This window comes from Ensifer sp. GW823-FHT05D09, from assembly GCF_058795755.1.
In genome coordinates this window covers 54,120-70,896 of the sequence record NZ_JBXAIA010000007.1, presented here as the reverse complement: position 1 = coordinate 70,896, position 16,777 = coordinate 54,120, and the positions used below count along the sequence as shown (strand labels likewise).

Sequence of the window (16,777 nt, the reverse complement as noted above, 5' to 3'; positions counted from 1 at the left end):
GAGATGATGATGACGATCGCCACCAAACCGGAATTTCGGCTGGAAACACTCTGGACGCCGGCAAAGACGGATACCCAAGCGGTTTACTCGCTGACATTGACGAACGCCTCCGATCGCCCGCTGAAGGACTTCCGCCTTTGCGTTTCCGGGCCTGCCCGCATCGACCCGGCTGCCACCGTCGAAGGCGGTGCTTTACTGAGCAGGCTATCCAATCATTCCGAGTTTGCGCCGCCGGCCGACCTGGTGCTGCAGCCGGGAGCTGTGTGGACCGTGAAGGCCCATGGCATGAGCTTCGCGCCGCAACACTGGACCGACGGTGCCAACTCCGCCTATCTCGTTCTTGCCGATGGCAGCACGGCGCCGATCTCCGTCGTGCCGTCGCGGGCCCATGGCGACAATGCCGAGCTGAAGCGCGGCGCGGTCATCTATCCTGTGCCGAAGGTCGCGCCGGTCGCCGTTTCCATCGTGCCCTGGCCGCAGGAGGTATCCGTCTCCGGTCGCCTGACGCCGCCGCTTGGGCTCGATCTGGCGCCGGAGGGGCCAGAGGCCGCGGCCGCGGCGGAAGCATTTGCGGACCTCACAGCCAGCCTGTTTCCCGTCGAAGGAATTGTGCGCCCGGTCGCGGAAGGCGGCCTTCCGGCAACGCTCGCGCTCGCAGGTGACCTTGCGGAGGAAGGCTATGTCATCCGGTTCTCGCCGGCCGGCGTTGCGGTGACCGGCGGCACGCGCACTGGTCTGCTCTATGGCCTGATCACGCTCGGCCAGATTCTGCGCGGCGCTCGGCTCCATCCGGGAACGTTCCTGTTTCCGGCCGGCGGTGAGATCCGGGACGAACCGGCGCTCGGCTGGCGCGGCACGCATCTCGACGTTGCCCGTCAGTTCTACAGCACCGCCGAGGTCTCACGGTTCCTGCGGCTGATGGCCTGGAACAAGCTCAACCGCTTCCACTGGCACCTCTCCGACGACGAGGCCTGGCGGATCGAGATCGATGCCTATCCGGCATTGACCGACGTGGGTGCGTGGCGCGGCCATGGCCGCAAGATCCCGCCGCTGCTCGGCTCCGGCCCTGATGTCACCGGCGGCTACTACACGAAGGCGGCGGTCCGCGAGATCGTCGCACTTGCCGCGACCCTGGGTATCGAGGTGATGCCGGAGATCGACGTTCCCGGCCATTCCTTCGCGATGCTGCAGGCCATTCCCGAGCTGCGCGATCCCAATGAAGCCGGCAGCTATTATTCCGTGCAGGGGTTCCCGGACAATTGCCTGAACCCGGTGCGCGAGGAAACCTATCGCGTGCTCGAAGTCGTCTTCGACGAACTGATCGACCTCTTCCCGTCGAAGATCATCCATGTCGGCGCCGACGAGGTGCCGCTCGGCGCCTGGTCGGGTTCGCCTGAGGCGCTTGAACGTCTGCGGACCGTCGCCGGCGACGAGATGGCGGAGGCTCACGCCAAACGGCTGAACGTCGTCACCAACACGCATGGCGCCGACGAGATCGACGGGTCGGGTGCTGCCGTGCTGCAAGCGGAGTTTCTCGCGCGCGTCCAGGGGTTCCTTGCAAGCCGCGGCTGCGTCACCGGCGGTTGGCAGGAGGCCGCCCACGGCAACGTGATCGACAAGCAAAAGTCGTTGCTGTTCGGCTGGCGGACGGTCGAGGCCAATGCCGAGCTTGCCGGTGAAGGCTACGACATCGTCGTCTGCCCGGGGCAGGTTTATTATCTCGACATGGCCAACAGCCCGGCCTGGTCCGAGCCCGGCGGCAGCTGGGCCGGTTGGTCGGACCCGGAAAAACTTTACCTGTTCGATCCGATCGAGGGCTGGACGGAAGCGCAGAAGAAACATTTGCGCGGATTGCAGTGCTGCATCTGGTCCGAGCCGATGACCGATCGCGGCGTGTTCGACCGGCTGGTGTTTCCGCGGCTCTCGGCACTGGCCGAAACCGGCTGGACCCGCCCGGAGCGCAAGAATTTCAAGCGCTTCGAGGCGCTGGTCGGGCTGATGCCTGTCCTCTACGGCTTCTATTCCGAGCAGTAGGCCTGTGGCTCGACGGGGCGCCAAAGCAATTTGATGCCCCGTTCCCCCTTGCATTTTTGGATGGGCAGACGCCGCGAATCAACGTTTGCGGCGTGGCCGTCACCCGTGACATAAGGGCGCCGCAACGTTTCGGGCCCCTAAAACATGATTCGTATCGAGAATATCAGCAAGCAGCTCAGCCACCGGATCCTCTTCATCGAGGCATCCGCGGCCCTCAACAAGGGCGAGAAGGTCGGCCTCGTCGGCCCCAACGGTGCGGGCAAGACGTCTCTCTTCCGGATGATAACGGGTGAAGAGATGCCCGATGAAGGCCAGGTCGCCGTCGATAAGGGCGTGACGATCGGTTACTTCAATCAGGACGTCGGCGAAATGGCGGGCGGCAGCTCCGTGGCCGAGGTGATGAACGGCGCCGGGCCGGTGAGCACCGTTGCCGCCGAACTGCACGAACTTGAAGCCGCCATGGTCGATCCCGATCGTCTCGACGAGATGGACGCGATCATCGAGCGCTACGGCGAAGTGCAGGCGCGTTACGAAGAGCTCGACGGCTATGCGCTGGAAGGTCGCGCTCGCGAAGTGCTGGCGGGCCTCAGCTTCTCCCAGGAGATGATGGACGGCGACGTCGGCGCGCTTTCGGGCGGCTGGAAGATGCGCGTTGCACTCGCCCGCATCCTGTTGATGCGCCCTGATGTCATGCTGCTCGACGAGCCGAGCAACCATCTGGATCTCGAAAGCCTGATCTGGCTCGAGGCCTTCCTCAAGGGCTACGAAGGCGCACTCCTGATGACCTCGCACGACCGCGAGTTCATGAACCGGATCATCACCAAGGTGGTGGAAATCGACGGCGGCCAGCTCAACAGCTATTCCGGCGACTACGGCTTTTACGAGCAGCAGCGGGCGCAGAACGAAAAGCACCAGCTGGCGCAGTTCGAGCGCCAGCAGGCGATGCTTGCCAAGGAAATCAAGTTCATCGAGCGCTTCAAGGCGCGTGCGTCGCACGCAGCCCAGGTGCAGAGCCGGGTCAAGAAGCTCGACAAGATCGACCGGGTCGAGCCGCCCAAGCGCCGACAAGCCGTGTCGTTCGAGTTTCGCCCGGCGCCGCGCTCGGGCGAAGACGTCATCAACATCAAGAACGTGCACAAGAAGTACGGCGAGCGCAGCATCTATGAAGGCCTCGACTTCATGGTCCGTCGCCGCGAGCGCTGGTGCATCATGGGCATCAACGGCGCCGGCAAGTCTACGCTTCTGAAGCTGGTGACGGGCTCGACCGATCCGGACGAAGGCAGCGTCGCGCTCGGCGCCAGCGTCAAGATGGGCTATTTCGCCCAGCACGCCATGGACCTGCTCGATGGCGAACGCACGGTGTTCCAGTCGCTGGAAGATGCCTTCCCGCAGGCTGGCCAGGGTCCGCTTCGCGCGCTTGCCGGCTGCTTCGGCTTTTCCGGCGACGACGTCGAGAAGCGCTGCCGGGTGCTTTCGGGTGGCGAGAAGGCACGGCTGGTCATGGCGATGATGCTGTTCGACCCGCCGAACCTCCTGGTGCTCGACGAGCCGACCAACCACCTCGATCTCGATACCAAGGAAATGCTGATCAAGGCCCTGGAGCAGTACGAGGGCACGATGCTGTTCGTCTCGCACGACCGCCACTTCCTGGCGGCCCTGTCCAACCGCGTGCTGGAGCTGACGCCCGAGGGCGTGCATCAGTATGGCGGCGGTTATACCGAATATGTCGCACGCACCGGCCAGGAAGCGCCGGGGCTGCGTAGCTGATTTCGATCGATCGCGGCCACGCCGCGACAATGGTCTGAAACGACAAGGGCCGAAGCGCGTTATGTGCTTCGGCCCTTTCTTTGTTGATCATCTTATCTCGAAACCGTTGCGGCGGTTCGGACGACCGGCGTCAGGCGCGCTCTTCCCAGACCTTGGCGAGTTCGACCAGTGTTTTGACGGCGCTCTCCATGTCCTGGCGGCTCACCCATTCGAGCGGCGAGTGGAAGGCGTGGCCACCGGCGAAGATGTTGGGGCAGGGCAGTCCCATGAACGACAGGCGTGAACCGTCGGTGCCGCCGCGGATGCTGCCGCGCACCGGCGTCATGCCCGCACGGCGCACCGCTTCCAGGGCATTTTCGGTGATCTCGGGATTGCGGGCGAGGATCGCCTTCATGTTGCGATACTGCTGCTTGACCTCGAAAGTGTAGGACGAGCCCGGATAGGCGGCGATCACCTCTTTGACGATGCCTTCGATCAGGGCCTCCTTCGTCGCAAGGCCCTCGTCCTCGAAATCGCGCACGATCAGGCTGAGGCTCGCCTTTTCCATCGTGCCGGTGACGCCGGTCGGGTGGATGAAGCCTTCGCGGCCCTCGGTACTTTCAGGCGCGATGTCCTTCGGCAGGCGATCGATGATGGCGCCGGCGACCTTGATGGCGTTTTCCATCTTGCCCTTGGCAAAGCCCGGATGGATGGCAACACCGGCGATGGTGATCTCGACGCCGTTAGCGGAGAAGGTCTCATCCTCAATATGGCCGGCGGTCTCGCCGTCGATGGTGTAGCCGAACTGGGCGCCGAGCTTCTTCAGGTCGACCTTGTCGGCCCCGCGGCCGACCTCCTCGTCGGGCGTGAAGAGGATGCGGATGGTGCCGTGTTTGATACCCGGATTGTCCATCAGGACCTGTGCTGCCGACATGATCTCGGCAACGCCGGCCTTGTCGTCGGCACCCAGAAGCGTCGTCCCGTCGGTGGTGATGATGTCGTTGCCGATCTGGTCGAGCAGAACAGGGTGCTCGCTGACGCGGATGACCTGTTGCGGGTCGCCGGTGAGGCGGATGTCGCCGCCCTGGTAATTCCTGACGATCTGCGGCTTGACGTTGGTGCCGGTGAAATCCGGCGCCGTATCCATGTGCGAGCAGAAGCAGATGACCGGGACCGGCTTGTCGACGTTCGACGGAATGGTGGCGTAGACATAGCCGTGTTCGTCGAGATGCGCGTCCGACACGCCCATCGCCTGGAGTTCGTCGACCAGCAACCGGCCGAGCGTCTTCTGCTTCTCGGTGGTGGGCGTGGTTTTCGACTTGGCATCCGATTGGGTGTCGATAACGACGTAGCGAAGGAAGCGATCGATAACAGTGTCGGTCATGGGCAAAGCGTCCAATATATCTGCGTCAACGATAATCCCGCTATAGCGCATCGCCGCCACTACCGTGAATGGTCTTTTCGCCACGCCGACGGGTTTTGTCGACGCGGCGAAGGCGGTTCGTGGTCTGTCGCGGACGTTACGACGATTTCGCCGTTGAACAGGCAAGTGCCGTTTCCGCCTTCGGGCGAAGACCGAAGACGAACAGGCTTGCGGCGGCCGATAGCCAGACACCGACCATGCCGTAGAGCATGACCCAGCCAAATCCCTCACTGAGCGCCGCATGGATGACGCTCTCCGACATGCCGTAGCCGGCGTCCAGCGTGCCGCCTGCGGAGATCTTTTCGGCGAGGCCGCGCAGTTCGCTTACGGTTATTTGTCCGGCAAATGAGCTTTGCAGCGAGGACAGTACGCCTTCGACCAATATCAGGCCCATCAGGGCGATGTTGATCGCGAGCGAAATCATCCGGGCACTGGTGTCTATCCCCGAGGCCATGCCAACCCGTTCGGCGGCGACAGCACCGGTCGCGGCGTTGGTGACGGTGGTGTTGGTCAGGCCGATGCCGATGCCCGCGACCACGCATCCTGGAAGCATCGTCAGCCAGCTGGCGTCGGCATGGCTGCTGCCGATCTTCATCATCAGGAAGCCGAGGCCGATCGTGAACAGGCCGGCTGGGATCACGATCCCGGGACGGAAGCGCAGCATCAGGCGTTCGGCAAAAGGCGGGACGACGAGCGGGGGAAGCGTATAGGCGAGAAGTGCCACGCTCGCGGTGACACCGTCATAGTCGAGGCCTGCCTGAAACCAGATCGGCAGGTAGATCATGAACGGCCAGAAACTGATGTTCATGCCCATCGATCCGAACAGGGCACCGGAGAAGCTGCGGACGCGGAACACCGAAAAATCGAACATAGGCCGGGCACTGACTTTTTCGGCAATGACGAAGCCGATCAGGCTGACGACGGCAAGGCCAAGGATCGACAATGCGGTCGGGCTGGCAAATCCGAGTTCGGGCCCTTGCGTGATGAAATAGGCGAGGCAGAAGACCGCGACTGACAGGGTGACGATCCCGGCGATATCGAGGCGCTCGGCACCCGGATCGCGCGATTCCTGCACACCTGCGAGCGCCAGCGTCACCGCGACGCCCGAAAGCACGACGTGAACGAGAAACACCCATTCCCAGCTCAGAAGTGCAACCGTTGCGCCGCCGATGATCGGGCCGAAGCCGAGGCCCAGACCGAAGATGGTGCCCCACCAGCTGAAGGCGATCCCGCGCTGGCGGCCGGATGGGAACTGGTGCGAAAGAACGGCGATCTGGCAGATCAGCATTACGCCGCCGGCCATGCCCTGGAGAAAGCGTGCGATGATCAACACCGAGGCGTTGTCGGTCAGCCCGCAGATCAGCGAAGCGATGCCGAAGGCGACAATGCCGGTGATGAAGATGCGCTTGCGGCCGTAGCGATCGGCCAGCGTTCCCGCGGCCATAAGAACGGCGGTGACGGCGATAGTGTAGGCGTTCATGATCCATTGCAGCTGTTTGAAGTCAGCGCCGAGGACCTGCTCCAGCGTTGGCAGGATCGCCGGGATGCTCGATATCTCCAGGCCGAACATCGCGGTGGAGAGGCAGACGGCTGCCAGTGCCAACGCGCTGCGGCGGTTGATGGGTTCGTTCATTCTCATGATCTTTCAATGCTGCGGCGGGATGAAGGACGCGCCGACGCCGGCTCTTCCATGCGCTCCGCGCGATTTGATCTCGATTGGCAGGGGCACCATAATCGGGCCTTGATCACAACTGAATTGTATGGATAGCTATTTCAGAGATAACAAAATCGGATAGATGCAATGACGACGCTGGATGTGGATGCGGTACAGGCCTTTGTCGCGATCGCCGATTTCCAGAGCTTTACCCGCGCGGCGGAGTTTCTCGGCAGCACGCAAGGGGCGATCAGCGTCAAGCTGAAGCGGCTTGAAGATCGGCTCGGCGTGCGGCTGCTGGAACGCACGCCAAGGCAGGTGCGTCTCTCGGCACAGGGCGCCGTCTTCATAGAAGGCGCACGGGAGTTCCTTGCGGCGCACGAGCGGGCGCTTGCCGGGCTTTCGTCCACGCGGCGCCGCTTCGGCCTCGGTATCGCGGCCCATGTGGCCGGGCCGGAAGTGCCGACATTGCTGGCGCGTCTTTATGCCCATGATCCGGGGCTGTGCATCGAGGTTCGGCTGGAAACGTCTCGAAATCTGCTTGGCGCCTTCGACCGCGGAGAGCTCGATGCCGTCATCATCCGGCGTGACGAGGATCGGCGCGACGGCGAGACGCTCGGGCCGGAACATTTCGGCTGGTTCGCGTCACCCGGCTTCAAGCGCGCGCCTGGCGAACCGCTTCGCCTTGCAGCGCTGGCGCCGCTCTGTGGTGTGCGCGATATCGCGACACGCGCGCTCGATGCGGCCTGCGTTCCCTGGGTGGAGGTGTTCGTCGGCGTGTCGACCGCCGTGAACGCCGCCGTCTCGGCGGGCCTGGCGGTCGGCCCGTTCTCCTGCCGCCTTGCGCCTTCCGATACGATCGAAGTCAGCAAGCAGTTTGGCCTGCCGCCGCTTCCGTCCTCGGAGATCGTTCTGCATTCGACTTTGACCGATGCGCGGTCCCGCAAGGCCCTGCAAACTCTAGCTGCCGCCTTCCGTGAGCGGCACGCAGTCTCAACTGAATCCGACATGTCGGCACAAAAGACATGGCCGAAGATCGAACTTGCGGCGTCCTGAGGCTGCGGGCGCGACTGATTCTTGGAGGTCGTGTCCGCCGCCATTAGCGGCTGGAGCGTCCCCGCCTGTGAGGACGCTGTGGGCGGACAATTACCGCGTGGTGGCGAAGCGTTGCTGTTCCAGACCGATCCTGCGCGCCGGTGCCGCCGGCGCCTTGACCCAGCCTTGGCCGGTCGGCACTTTTCTGTCTGGCTTGCTGGCGCTTGGCCCCTTCAGCCAGCGGATGATGGCCTCGAAGCCGTGTTTGGCGAGGCGTTTCGTGATCCGCAGGCTGTCGTCATCGAGATCGCAGGCGAGGCCAATTTCCTTCCAGTCGAGCTTGTTGCCGGTCTGGGGCGGCATTGCGCGCCTGACCACGAAATCCAGCATGTAATGGCGCAGGTTGTCGTAGTCGTGCTTGGGAAGGGCGCGGGCGAGCCGCAGCTCGCAGAACGATTCAATCTTTTGATGAAAATTGTGAACCGGGGCAGTCAATGGGGGCATGTCACTTGCAACTCATACGTGGTTAGCCGGCGAGACGCCGGGGTACGGGCAGCTAAGTGAATCGCGTTAATGAAGCGTTTCGCCGGTCAGAGATTGCAACGCGCCTGTGCGTACCATGCGGCAGAGGCGGCCAATCTTCATGCGTGACAGGAAGTCCCAAGGCTCGGGTTTACGACCACCGCAGCGCTGCGGTCATTACGGGGAAGTCCCACAATTGCAGCTCTTCCGCGGTCAGAAGAGCGAGCGTGATAGACAGACCCTGCATGTCGAGCGACGTGACATAGGTCCCGACCAGCGAGCGTTCGATGACAATGCCCTGTTTCTCCATGAAACGGCGGGCGGCGTTGTACGCCAGGTAAAGTTCGGCAGGTGGGGTTCCGCCAAGGCCGTTGACGAAGAGCAGCGCCTTGGCGCCGGGCTGCATCGCGATGTCGCCGACGATAGTTTCGCAGAGTTGGTGGACGATTGCGTCCGAGGTGGCAAAGGGTTGCCTGGAATGCCCGGGCTCGCCGTGGATTCCGATCCCGACTTCCATCTCGCCGGCGCCGAGTGCGAAGGTGGTGCGTTGCGTGTGTGGAACAGTCACGCCGTTGAGTGCGACGCCCATCGATCGTATCCGCACGCTCAATCCGTCTCCGAGCTGTTTCAACGCCTGCAAGGGCATGCCCTGCTCGGCGGCCGCGCCAAGCAGTTTCTCGACGACGAGCGTTCCGGCAACGCCGCGCCGCCCATGCCCTTCGCCGACCCGTGCCGTTTCGATGTCGTCGGCAACGATCACGGTTGCGATGTCGTGGCGGCCCGCCGCCATCTCCATCGCCATCTCGAAGTTCATGATGTCGCCATCGTAATTCTTGACGATCAGCAGGCAGCCATTGCCGCTGTCCGTCTCTTCGATCGCGCTGATGATCTGGCTCGGCGTCGGCGAGGTGAAGACGTGCCCGACGCAGGCGGCGTCCAGCATGCCCTGGCCGACAAAGCCGATGTGCATCGGCTCGTGGCCGGCGCCGCCGCCGGAGATGACGGCGACCTTGCCGGGCAGAAGATGCCGCCGCCGAACGCATCTTTTGTCCGCTCCGAACACGACGAACGTCTCATGGGCACGCACGAAGCCTTCGACGCTTTCGGCCGCCATGGTTTCCGCAGTGTTCATAAACTTCTTCATCGAGCCCCTCCCAAGGCGACGACTGTCTTACTGTTCAGCGGTGGGCCTGTATGTGGACGTCATTCCGGTCCACCCGAGATCGCGGCGATCTTCTGCACGAGTTCGGAGATCGCCTCCTCCAGCAACCGGTTCCGTCGCTCGTCACCAAAATCGGGGACCATCAGCGACAGGTGACGCAGCTTTTCCGACGACCCGAGCTCCGGCAGTTTTCCGGGATGCGCATTCTGGTAGGCAGCAAGGAACCGTTCCTGCTCGGCAGCGCTGAAATGGCAGACGCGAAAGATCGTCGCGAGATGACGGGCAGGCAGTGGCGTCGCATAGGTCGGACTGGTGATCTGCGTGACGAAGCTGCGGTGTTTTCCAAGCTCGGTCGCGAGCCGCTGGCGCGTCCCGGATGGCCGGTTGTCGATGATCTGCGCCAGAATGGATTTGTAGGCGATGATGGCGTCTTCGTTGTCTTCGCGCGCCATTCTAGTCTCCGGCTGCCCTGGTCCCGTCGGCATTCAGCCCGACAAGCGCCGATCCTATCGCGGGACGTTGTGCCGGCGCCACGGAAAAATGTCTGAGCCCGGCAGCGAGCAGCGCCGGCAGGAAGGACGGATTGCCGGCCATGTCCCCGCAAATACTGGCGGGCTTGCCGGCGCTCAGCGCCATTGCCTGGGCAATGAGGCGCAGAACAGCCGCAGCCGCCTTGTCGCGATAATCCCTGATGTCGGAGCCATCGCGAGCCGATGCCGCCAGATACTGCGCAAGATCGTTGGTGCCGAAGGAAAAGAACTCGGCGTTGTCGAATGTATCGAGCATCAGGGCTGCGGCCGGCACTTCGACCATCATGCCGATCTGTGGAATGCGATGGGCTATCTTGCGGTGAAGCAGCAACTCGGCTTCCTGGGCAAAGATCTGCCGCATGCCGTCGATCTCGGAAGGAAAGGTAACCATCGGCAGCAGCACACGCAGGTTGCCGAAAGGGGCGGCACGCAGGAGGGCCCGGGCCTGAACCCGGGCGATTTCCGGCCGGGCGAGAAGCAGCCGGATCCCGCGCATGCCCATGGCGCCCGTACCGTCGTCGAGGCCTGCGAGCGGTTTGTCGCCACCGATGTCGAGCATGCGGATTGTCACGGGCTCGCCATCCGCCCATTCCAGCGCGCGTCGATAGATCCGGCACTGCTTGTCTTCGTTGGCTGCGTCCGCAAGCGAGCGCACGGCGAATTCCGAGCGCATCAATCCAATCCCCGCAGTCGTCGTCGCGCCGATGCCGTCGATCTCCGAGGGGTCGTTGACATTGATCGACAGCAGGATGGGGACGCCGTCCGATGTCTGCAGCTTGCCATGGTCAATCGCAGTTGCGTGGGTCTGTGATGGCACGCGAGCCGGCGCAGACGAGAGACCCTCAGCTTGCGCATCGAGAAAGACCATGCCGGCATCGCCGTCAATCCGCACCTGGCTGTCCGTGGCCACGGCAAATCGATCACAGCCGACCACCATCGGGATGGATTTCGCGCGGGCAAGCAGCGCGACATGGCCGGCGGCGCTGCCGCCAAAAAGCACGATGCCGCCCCCGGCGGACCAATCATGGCCCAGAAACCGGCTCGGCTCGATGTCCTTGCCGACGAAGATCGAGCCGGCCGGAAAGTCTTCGATGGGTGTGCCGGACCAGATGCCGAGCACGCGGTTCTTGATGTCGAGGATATCGACGGCGCGGGCGCGCACTTCTTCCTCATCGGCACCCTCGAGTTCGGCAACATGGGCATCGATGGCGGCCACCCAGGCGAAGACGCTGTGCTCTCCGGCGCTGACGCGTTCCTCGGTCATTTCGGCAATCGTCGGATCGCGCAAGACCTCGATCTGGAAGTCGATGATATCCCTGCTGTCGCCGTCCACCCGATCGGCAAGATCCTGAAGTGCAGCGACCGCGGTTTCGACGGCCTGCGCCAGCGTACCTGGGTCGGATGCCCGTGGCGCAACAGGCATGGGGACCAATGTCGGCCTTTCCGCGAGATAGACCGGGCCGGATGCTGTGCCGGGGGAGGCGCCTGTCGCCTGGAGCTTACGTGGTGCGGCCATGCTTCTTGTCTTCATCGAAGTTTCGCTCGATGAGTTCCTTGAGCGCGCGGATCGCTTCCTCGGCGAGAACGCCATCCGCCCGGATCCTGAGGATCGAACCCTTCCTGATCCTCGCGCCCATGATCTTGATGATGCTCTTGCCGTTCAGCCATATGTCGCTGCCGTTGACGGCGACTTCGATCGAACAGGGAAATGACTTCGCAAGCCGGGTAAAGGTCACGGACGGGCGCGCATGCAGCCCCACGCCATGCTTGACCTCGATTTCCGTCTGGCACTTGGCAGCCAATGGTTCGACCTCTCCTATGGTTAGCCTCGATCCGCTCATCAGGGCGAAAGCTCCTCGGCAGTCGCGACGACCTTGGAAAGCGAGGCGCCGCCCGAGGCTTCGGCCGCGGCCATGACCGCACCCTCGACAAGCGGCGCGTTGCAGATCGACACCCTGGCAGAACGGGGCGCACCCAGCATTTCGATGGCCATTTCGCTGTTGGTCTCGGCGCCGCCGAGATCGACGAAGACGGCAACGCCGGCCTCCGACCAGGCGCTTTCGATCGCCCGCAGAATGCCGGCGGCATCGGTGCCGAGTTCTCCGTGAACATTGCCGCCGGACCAGGCTAGCGGCACGCTATCGCCCACCATCTGCCTGACCATGTCGGCGATGCCCCGCGCCACCAGCGGCGAGTGAGAGACGATGACGATGCCCACGTTCATGGTCGTTGCGGTCATTCCGGGCGGTTCTCCTCAAGGTACCGGCAAATGGCTACGGTCAGCAGGGCGCAACTCGACGCACCCGGATCGACATGGCCGATCGAACGGTCGCCGAGATAGGCCGCGCGGCCGCGCATCGCCTTCATCGGGGCGGTGTCGTTGGCGGACAGTTCGGCCCGGCGGGCTATATCCGACAGCCGGGAGCGGTGTGCAAGTGCATCCTGCACCGGATAGAGAACGTCGAGCAGGGTCTTGTCGCCGGCGGTCGCCCGGCCCCGCCGCGCCACTGCATCGATAGCGCGCTTCAGGATGATCGGAAACGCACCACCTGCCTCCTGGGTGCGAAGTTCGCGGCCCATTTCCATAAGCAATGTCCCATAGAGCGGCCCGGCTGCGCCGCCGATGTTCATCACCAGCGTCAAGCCGATCTTCTCGACGGCATCGGGCAAAGGCAGGCTGGAAAGATTGGCTTCCTCGGCGCTGACTGCCTCGCAGCCGCGCCGCATGTTGGTGCCGTGGTCTCCGTCGCCGATGGCGCGATCGAGCGCGCACAGATGGTCGCTGTTGGCCGCAATGGTCGCGCGGCAAACTTCGATCAAGCCGGCAATCAGCATCGGTTCCGTCTGCACCAGCGTCCTCCCAGCCGCTTCGCCGCCTTATGCCATGGCCGCCGCGACCTCGAACACGCCGGCAACCGCCACCGCGCCCGGATCCGGCACGCCTTCGAGATCCTTCTCGCCGACATAGGAGGCGCGGCCGGCCTTGGCCTTCTTCATGGTCCTGGTCGATTCCGCGCCGGCGGCCGCAGCTTCTGCCGCTGCCGCAACGCTTCCCGAGGTCAGGGCCTTGAGTGCCGGGGCAAGCGCGTCGACCATGGTGCGATCGCCGACCTCGGCGCCACCATAGAACGTCATCCGCTCAAGCCCGGCAAGCAGCGCCGCTGCGATATCCGCCTTTTCCGTCATCGCCTTGGCGGCAGCGGTGAAGAAGATCGACAGAAGCACGCCACTTGAGCCGCCCATGCTGGTGCTGAGGATATCGCCGATCGACGCCAGTGTTGCTGCCGGCTGCTTCAGCGGCAGACCCGACAGCCGGGCCAGGACGCTGCGCGCTCCGGTGGCAACCGTCGAGCCGGTGTCGCCATCGCCGACACGGCCGTCGAGCCTGTTGAGTTCGCCCTCGAGCGAGACCAGATGTTCGCAGAGCGCCGCGATCAGCCGCTTCGTGCGCTCGTCGTCGCTGGCCGCAGCCGCGCCATTGGATTTGGCGGCGACCTTCGGTGCGGGAAGCACGACGATGGCGTGGCGCTCGACAACGGGAATCCAGGCTTGCGGCGCGACCGCTGCCGCAAGCGCTGCCTCACGGCTGTCGTCCAGCGCAATGAGCGAGAGCGAGAAGCCGTTCATGTTGAGCGCCGTCATCATCGGCGCCGGCCCGATGATCAGCTTGACGCTGGCGGCAAGCGGGGACGACAGCACGGCATTGGCAATAACGCTCATTTCCAGCGGTGGCACGGCGCCGAGATTGTTGATCAACAGCGCGTGCGGCCCTGCCTTGCGCTGCGCTGCCGCAAGTCGCGCAGTCATGGTGGCGACGATATCGGCGACCGGTTGAAGCGCGATGCGTTCGACGCCCGGCTCGCCGTGGATGCCGAGCCCCAGCTCGCCTTCAGCCTCGCCGAGGCGATCTTCGTGCGCCTGGCCGGGCACGCTGCAGGTGCTGAGCGACATGCCGAGCGAAATGATGTCGCCGGCGGCGCTAGCGGCGTGGGCTGCGACCGATGCCAGGTCCTCGCCCGCCTCGGCATGAAAGCCGGCGATCTTGTGGACGAACAGCGTGCCGGCGACGCCGCGCGGCTGGTTGATATCCGGTATGGCGATATCGTCGGCGACAATGACCATGTCGACGTCGAAGCCTTCGGCCCGTGCCTTTTCCGCCGCAAGGCCGAAATTCAGCCGGTCGCCGGTATAGTTCTTGACGATCAGCAAGGCGCCCTTCGGACCGGTGACCGCCCGGATCGCTGTCAGCACCGCGTCGACGCTTGGCGAGGCAAAGATTTCGCCCGACACGGCCGCTGTCAGCATGCCCTTGCCGACGAAACCCGCATGCGAGGGTTCGTGTCCGGCGCCGCCGCCGGAAATGATCGCCACCTTCGACTTGTCCCAGTCGGCACGCAGGATCACCTTGATCTCGGGGAAGGTATCCAGACGGGCGAGGCGTCCCGCACCGCTGGTCAAAAGCAGACCATCGACCGCTTCGGTGACGATGTTTTCCCGACGATTGAAGAAATGTTTCATGGAATGATACCCGTGTGTTTGTCGTTGCATGCCGTCTTTGTTTGACCTTTGCGGCTCAGACGAGCCGTTGTCCACCCGCATCGAAATAGAGCGGATCGCGAAGCGTCAGATTGATCCGGTCGCCCGGCCTGATCTCGATATAGGGATCGGCGAGGGTGACGAGCTTGTGATCGCGAACGCGGATGTGCAGATGGTTCTGGTCGCCCAGATGCTCGATCCAGTCGACCTGCGCATTGGCATTCTGGCTGACGGCGATCTCGAGATGTTCGGTCCTTGCCCCGATCGTCTTCGTGCCCGCGGGTGGTGCGGCGCCTTCGAGCAGGTCGGCCGGCAACAGGTTGATGTGCGGCTGGCCGAGCCGGGCCGCGACATGCAGGTTGGCGGGATTGGAGTAGATTTCCCGCGGGGTGCCGACCTGCATAAGCTTTCCCTCCGCCAGAATGCCGATGCGGTCGGCCATGGTCATCGCCTCCACCTGGTCATGGGTGACGTAGAGCAATGTCGAGCCCAACTCCTTCTGGATGCGCTTCAGCTCCAGCCGCAGTTCCGAGCGCAGCTTGGCGTCGAGCGAGGAGAGGGGCTCGTCCATGAGATAGATCGACGGTCTGCGCACCAGAGCGCGACCGATGGCAACGCGCTGCATCTCGCCACCGGACAGCCGCGTCGAGCGGTTTTCCAGCTTGTGGTCGATCCGCACCATGCGGGCAATCTCGCGCACCCGCCGGTCGATCTCCTCGTTGGACAGTTTGCGGACCGGTGCCTTTAGGGGGAAGGCCAGGTTTTCGTAAACCGTCATGTGCGGGTAGAGCGAATACTGCTGGAAGACGAACGCGACATCCCGTTCGGCCGGTGCCTGACCGGCGACGTCCCGGCTGCCGATCTCGACGCGGCCATTGTCCGGCTTCTCAAGACCGGCGATGAGCCGAAGCGTCGTCGTCTTGCCGGCTCCGGTCGGCCCCAGAAGCACGACAAACTCGCCGTCGCGGATCGCAAGATCGAGGTCGCTGATGGCCTGGTTGTCGCCGAAGCGCTTGTTGAGACCTTTGAGAACAACGTCAGCCATGCTGGCCTCCCGAATAAAGCGATGAGGCGACTGCGCGACCGGACTTGCAATCGAAGAGCGCGAGGTTGGCGGGGGTGAACTCCAGCCCGACGGTTTCGCCGATCTGGAAATTGCGGTTTGCCGGCACGCGTGCCTTGATCAGCCCGTTACCGGTTTCGATGGCTACGACCTGATTGGTTCCGAGATACTCGCTGCCGTAGACAGCCCCGCGCAGCGGTGAGGCATCGCTGAAGCGGATATGCTCCGGCCGCACGCCGAGCGCGAGTTCACCGACCGCAACATCCTGATGGATCTCCGGCACGATGACGTCGACGCCGTTGAGCGAAATTGCGGATGCGCCCCTTTTCAGGCCGGATGTGAAACGTAGAAAGTTCATCGGCGGCGAGCCGATGAAGTCGGCGACGTACATGCTCGCCGGCTTGCGGTAGATCTCCTGTGGCGTGCCGAATTGCTCGATGACCCCATGGTTCATCACCGCGATCTTGTCGGCCATCGCCATGGCTTCGTGCTGGTCGTGGGTGACATAGACCGTCGTTGCGTGCACGCGGTTGTGCAGCTCTCTCAGCTCATGGACCATCACCTCGCGGAACTCCGCATCGAGCGTACCGAGTGGCTCGTCCATCAGAAAGCATTTCGGCCGCCGCACGATCGCCCGACCGAGGGCGACGCGCTGCCGGTCGCCACCGGCAAGGCCCGAGACGGAGCGGTCGAGGATATGGCTGATCTGCAGGAGCCGTGCGGTCTCTTCGACGCGCTCGCGGATTTCCGCCCTGGGCATGCCCTGGGACAGCAGCGGGAAGCCGATGTTCTTGCGCACGTTCATATGCGGGTAGAGCGCAAAGAGCTGGAAGACGAAGGCGATGTCGCGGGCGCTGGCCCGGTTGAAGGTGACGTCCTCGCCGTCGAGATAGATCTTGCCGCTCGTCGGCAATTCGAGCCCGGCGATCATGCGCAGCGTCGTCGTCTTGCCGCATCCGGAGGGTCCGAGAAGCGCCAGGAACTCGCCGTCGTTGACGACGAAGCTCGACTCCTTGACCGCGACGAAATCGGCGAATTCCTTGCGCAGGTTTTCAATTCTGATCTCGGCCAT

At 63.7% G+C, this 16,777-nt stretch carries 15 protein-coding genes; 3 read left to right on the top strand and 12 right to left on the bottom strand.

What is annotated here, in order from left to right; genetic code table 11:
- Nucleotides 1–3: 3 nt before the first annotated feature.
- On the top strand, nt 4–2,034 hold the full coding sequence (locus tag AC1Q80_RS19850; RefSeq protein WP_492361553.1) for a beta-N-acetylhexosaminidase: 2,031 nt from the start codon (nt 4–6) through the stop codon (nt 2,032–2,034).
- 144 nt (nt 2,035–2,178) lie between these two features.
- Entirely contained in the window at nt 2,179–3,801 is a 1,623-nt protein-coding gene (locus AC1Q80_RS19845; protein ID WP_492361552.1) for an ABC-F family ATP-binding cassette domain-containing protein, read from the top strand.
- A gap of 130 nt (nt 3,802–3,931) precedes the next feature.
- On the opposite strand, the gene pepT is transcribed toward AC1Q80_RS19845, so the two are convergent.
- On the bottom strand, nt 3,932–5,164 hold the full coding sequence (gene pepT / locus AC1Q80_RS19840) for a peptidase T (RefSeq protein WP_492361551.1): 1,233 nt from the start codon (nt 5,162–5,164) through the stop codon (nt 3,932–3,934).
- 136 nt (nt 5,165–5,300) lie between these two features.
- Entirely contained in the window at nt 5,301–6,836 is a 1,536-nt protein-coding gene (locus AC1Q80_RS19835) for an MFS transporter (RefSeq protein ID WP_492361550.1), read from the bottom strand.
- Between the two features lie 168 nt (nt 6,837–7,004).
- Here AC1Q80_RS19835 and AC1Q80_RS19830 point away from each other — a divergent pair, with 168 nt between their 5' ends.
- Complete coding sequence (locus AC1Q80_RS19830) at nt 7,005–7,913, top strand: LysR family transcriptional regulator (RefSeq protein WP_492361549.1); 909 nt, start codon at nt 7,005–7,007, stop codon at nt 7,911–7,913.
- Between the two features lie 90 nt (nt 7,914–8,003).
- On the opposite strand, the gene AC1Q80_RS19825 is transcribed toward AC1Q80_RS19830, so the two are convergent.
- The 10 genes from AC1Q80_RS19825 to AC1Q80_RS19780 form a co-directional block, all read right to left on the bottom strand.
- Complete coding sequence (locus tag AC1Q80_RS19825; RefSeq protein WP_492361548.1) at nt 8,004–8,396, bottom strand: hypothetical protein; 393 nt, start codon at nt 8,394–8,396, stop codon at nt 8,004–8,006.
- Between the two features lie 169 nt (nt 8,397–8,565).
- Nucleotides 8,566–9,558, bottom strand: a complete 993-nt coding sequence (locus AC1Q80_RS19820) for a dihydroxyacetone kinase subunit DhaK (RefSeq protein ID WP_492361547.1) — start codon at nt 9,556–9,558, stop codon at nt 8,566–8,568.
- A gap of 59 nt (nt 9,559–9,617) precedes the next feature.
- Complete coding sequence (locus AC1Q80_RS19815) at nt 9,618–10,028, bottom strand: hypothetical protein (protein WP_173421201.1); 411 nt, start codon at nt 10,026–10,028, stop codon at nt 9,618–9,620.
- A gap of 1 nt (nt 10,029) precedes the next feature.
- Nucleotides 10,030–11,622, bottom strand: coding sequence for a putative PEP-binding protein (locus tag AC1Q80_RS19810; protein ID WP_492361546.1), 1,593 nt, complete (start codon nt 11,620–11,622; stop codon nt 10,030–10,032).
- A complete protein-coding gene (locus tag AC1Q80_RS19805) occupies nt 11,606–11,947 on the bottom strand; it encodes an HPr family phosphocarrier protein (RefSeq protein ID WP_173421199.1) in 342 nt (113 codons plus the stop codon). The genes AC1Q80_RS19810 and AC1Q80_RS19805 overlap by 17 nt, the downstream gene beginning before the upstream one ends.
- Nucleotides 11,947–12,345 carry a dihydroxyacetone kinase phosphoryl donor subunit DhaM gene (dhaM, locus tag AC1Q80_RS19800; RefSeq protein WP_173421198.1) on the bottom strand — a complete coding sequence of 133 codons (399 nt, stop codon included), beginning with the start codon at nt 12,343–12,345 and terminating at the stop codon, nt 11,947–11,949. Before dhaM ends, AC1Q80_RS19805 begins: the two co-directional genes overlap by 1 nt.
- Nucleotides 12,342–12,941: a dihydroxyacetone kinase subunit DhaL gene (gene dhaL / locus AC1Q80_RS19795; protein WP_492361723.1), complete on the bottom strand. Its 600-nt coding sequence runs from the start codon at nt 12,939–12,941 to the stop codon at nt 12,342–12,344. The genes dhaM and dhaL overlap by 4 nt, the downstream gene beginning before the upstream one ends.
- Nucleotides 12,942–12,983: 42 nt before the next feature.
- Nucleotides 12,984–14,624: a dihydroxyacetone kinase subunit DhaK gene (locus AC1Q80_RS19790; protein WP_492361545.1), complete on the bottom strand. Its 1,641-nt coding sequence runs from the start codon at nt 14,622–14,624 to the stop codon at nt 12,984–12,986.
- A gap of 55 nt (nt 14,625–14,679) precedes the next feature.
- The gene (locus AC1Q80_RS19785) at nt 14,680–15,687 is read right to left on the bottom strand and encodes an ABC transporter ATP-binding protein (RefSeq protein ID WP_492361544.1); all 1,008 of its coding nucleotides are present in this window, start codon (nt 15,685–15,687) and stop codon (nt 14,680–14,682) included.
- The gene (locus AC1Q80_RS19780) at nt 15,680–16,777 is read right to left on the bottom strand and encodes an ABC transporter ATP-binding protein (RefSeq protein ID WP_492361543.1); all 1,098 of its coding nucleotides are present in this window, start codon (nt 16,775–16,777) and stop codon (nt 15,680–15,682) included. Before AC1Q80_RS19780 ends, AC1Q80_RS19785 begins: the two co-directional genes overlap by 8 nt.

Excerpts from the sequence above, each read along its gene's own strand:
- AC1Q80_RS19850 (WP_492361553.1), top strand. The coding sequence starts at position 4 with ATGATGATGACGATCGCCACCAAACCGGAATTTCGGCTGGAAACACTC.
- AC1Q80_RS19845 (WP_492361552.1), top strand. The coding sequence starts at position 2,179 with ATGATTCGTATCGAGAATATCAGCAAGCAGCTCAGCCACCGGATCCTC.
- pepT (WP_492361551.1), bottom strand. The coding sequence starts at position 5,164 with ATGACCGACACTGTTATCGATCGCTTCCTTCGCTACGTCGTTATCGAC.
- AC1Q80_RS19835 (WP_492361550.1), bottom strand. The coding sequence starts at position 6,836 with ATGAACGAACCCATCAACCGCCGCAGCGCGTTGGCACTGGCAGCCGTC.
- AC1Q80_RS19830 (WP_492361549.1), top strand. The coding sequence starts at position 7,005 with ATGACGACGCTGGATGTGGATGCGGTACAGGCCTTTGTCGCGATCGCC.
- AC1Q80_RS19825 (WP_492361548.1), bottom strand. The coding sequence starts at position 8,396 with ATGCCCCCATTGACTGCCCCGGTTCACAATTTTCATCAAAAGATTGAA.
- AC1Q80_RS19820 (WP_492361547.1), bottom strand. The coding sequence starts at position 9,558 with ATGAAGAAGTTTATGAACACTGCGGAAACCATGGCGGCCGAAAGCGTC.
- AC1Q80_RS19815 (WP_173421201.1), bottom strand. The coding sequence starts at position 10,028 with ATGGCGCGCGAAGACAACGAAGACGCCATCATCGCCTACAAATCCATT.
- AC1Q80_RS19810 (WP_492361546.1), bottom strand. The coding sequence starts at position 11,622 with ATGGCCGCACCACGTAAGCTCCAGGCGACAGGCGCCTCCCCCGGCACA.
- AC1Q80_RS19805 (WP_173421199.1), bottom strand. The coding sequence starts at position 11,947 with ATGAGCGGATCGAGGCTAACCATAGGAGAGGTCGAACCATTGGCTGCC.
- dhaM (WP_173421198.1), bottom strand. The coding sequence starts at position 12,345 with ATGACCGCAACGACCATGAACGTGGGCATCGTCATCGTCTCTCACTCG.
- dhaL (WP_492361723.1), bottom strand. The coding sequence starts at position 12,941 with ATGCTGATTGCCGGCTTGATCGAAGTTTGCCGCGCGACCATTGCGGCC.
- AC1Q80_RS19790 (WP_492361545.1), bottom strand. The coding sequence starts at position 14,624 with ATGAAACATTTCTTCAATCGTCGGGAAAACATCGTCACCGAAGCGGTC.
- AC1Q80_RS19785 (WP_492361544.1), bottom strand. The coding sequence starts at position 15,687 with ATGGCTGACGTTGTTCTCAAAGGTCTCAACAAGCGCTTCGGCGACAAC.
- AC1Q80_RS19780 (WP_492361543.1), bottom strand. The coding sequence starts at position 16,777 with ATGGCCGAGATCAGAATTGAAAACCTGCGCAAGGAATTCGCCGATTTC.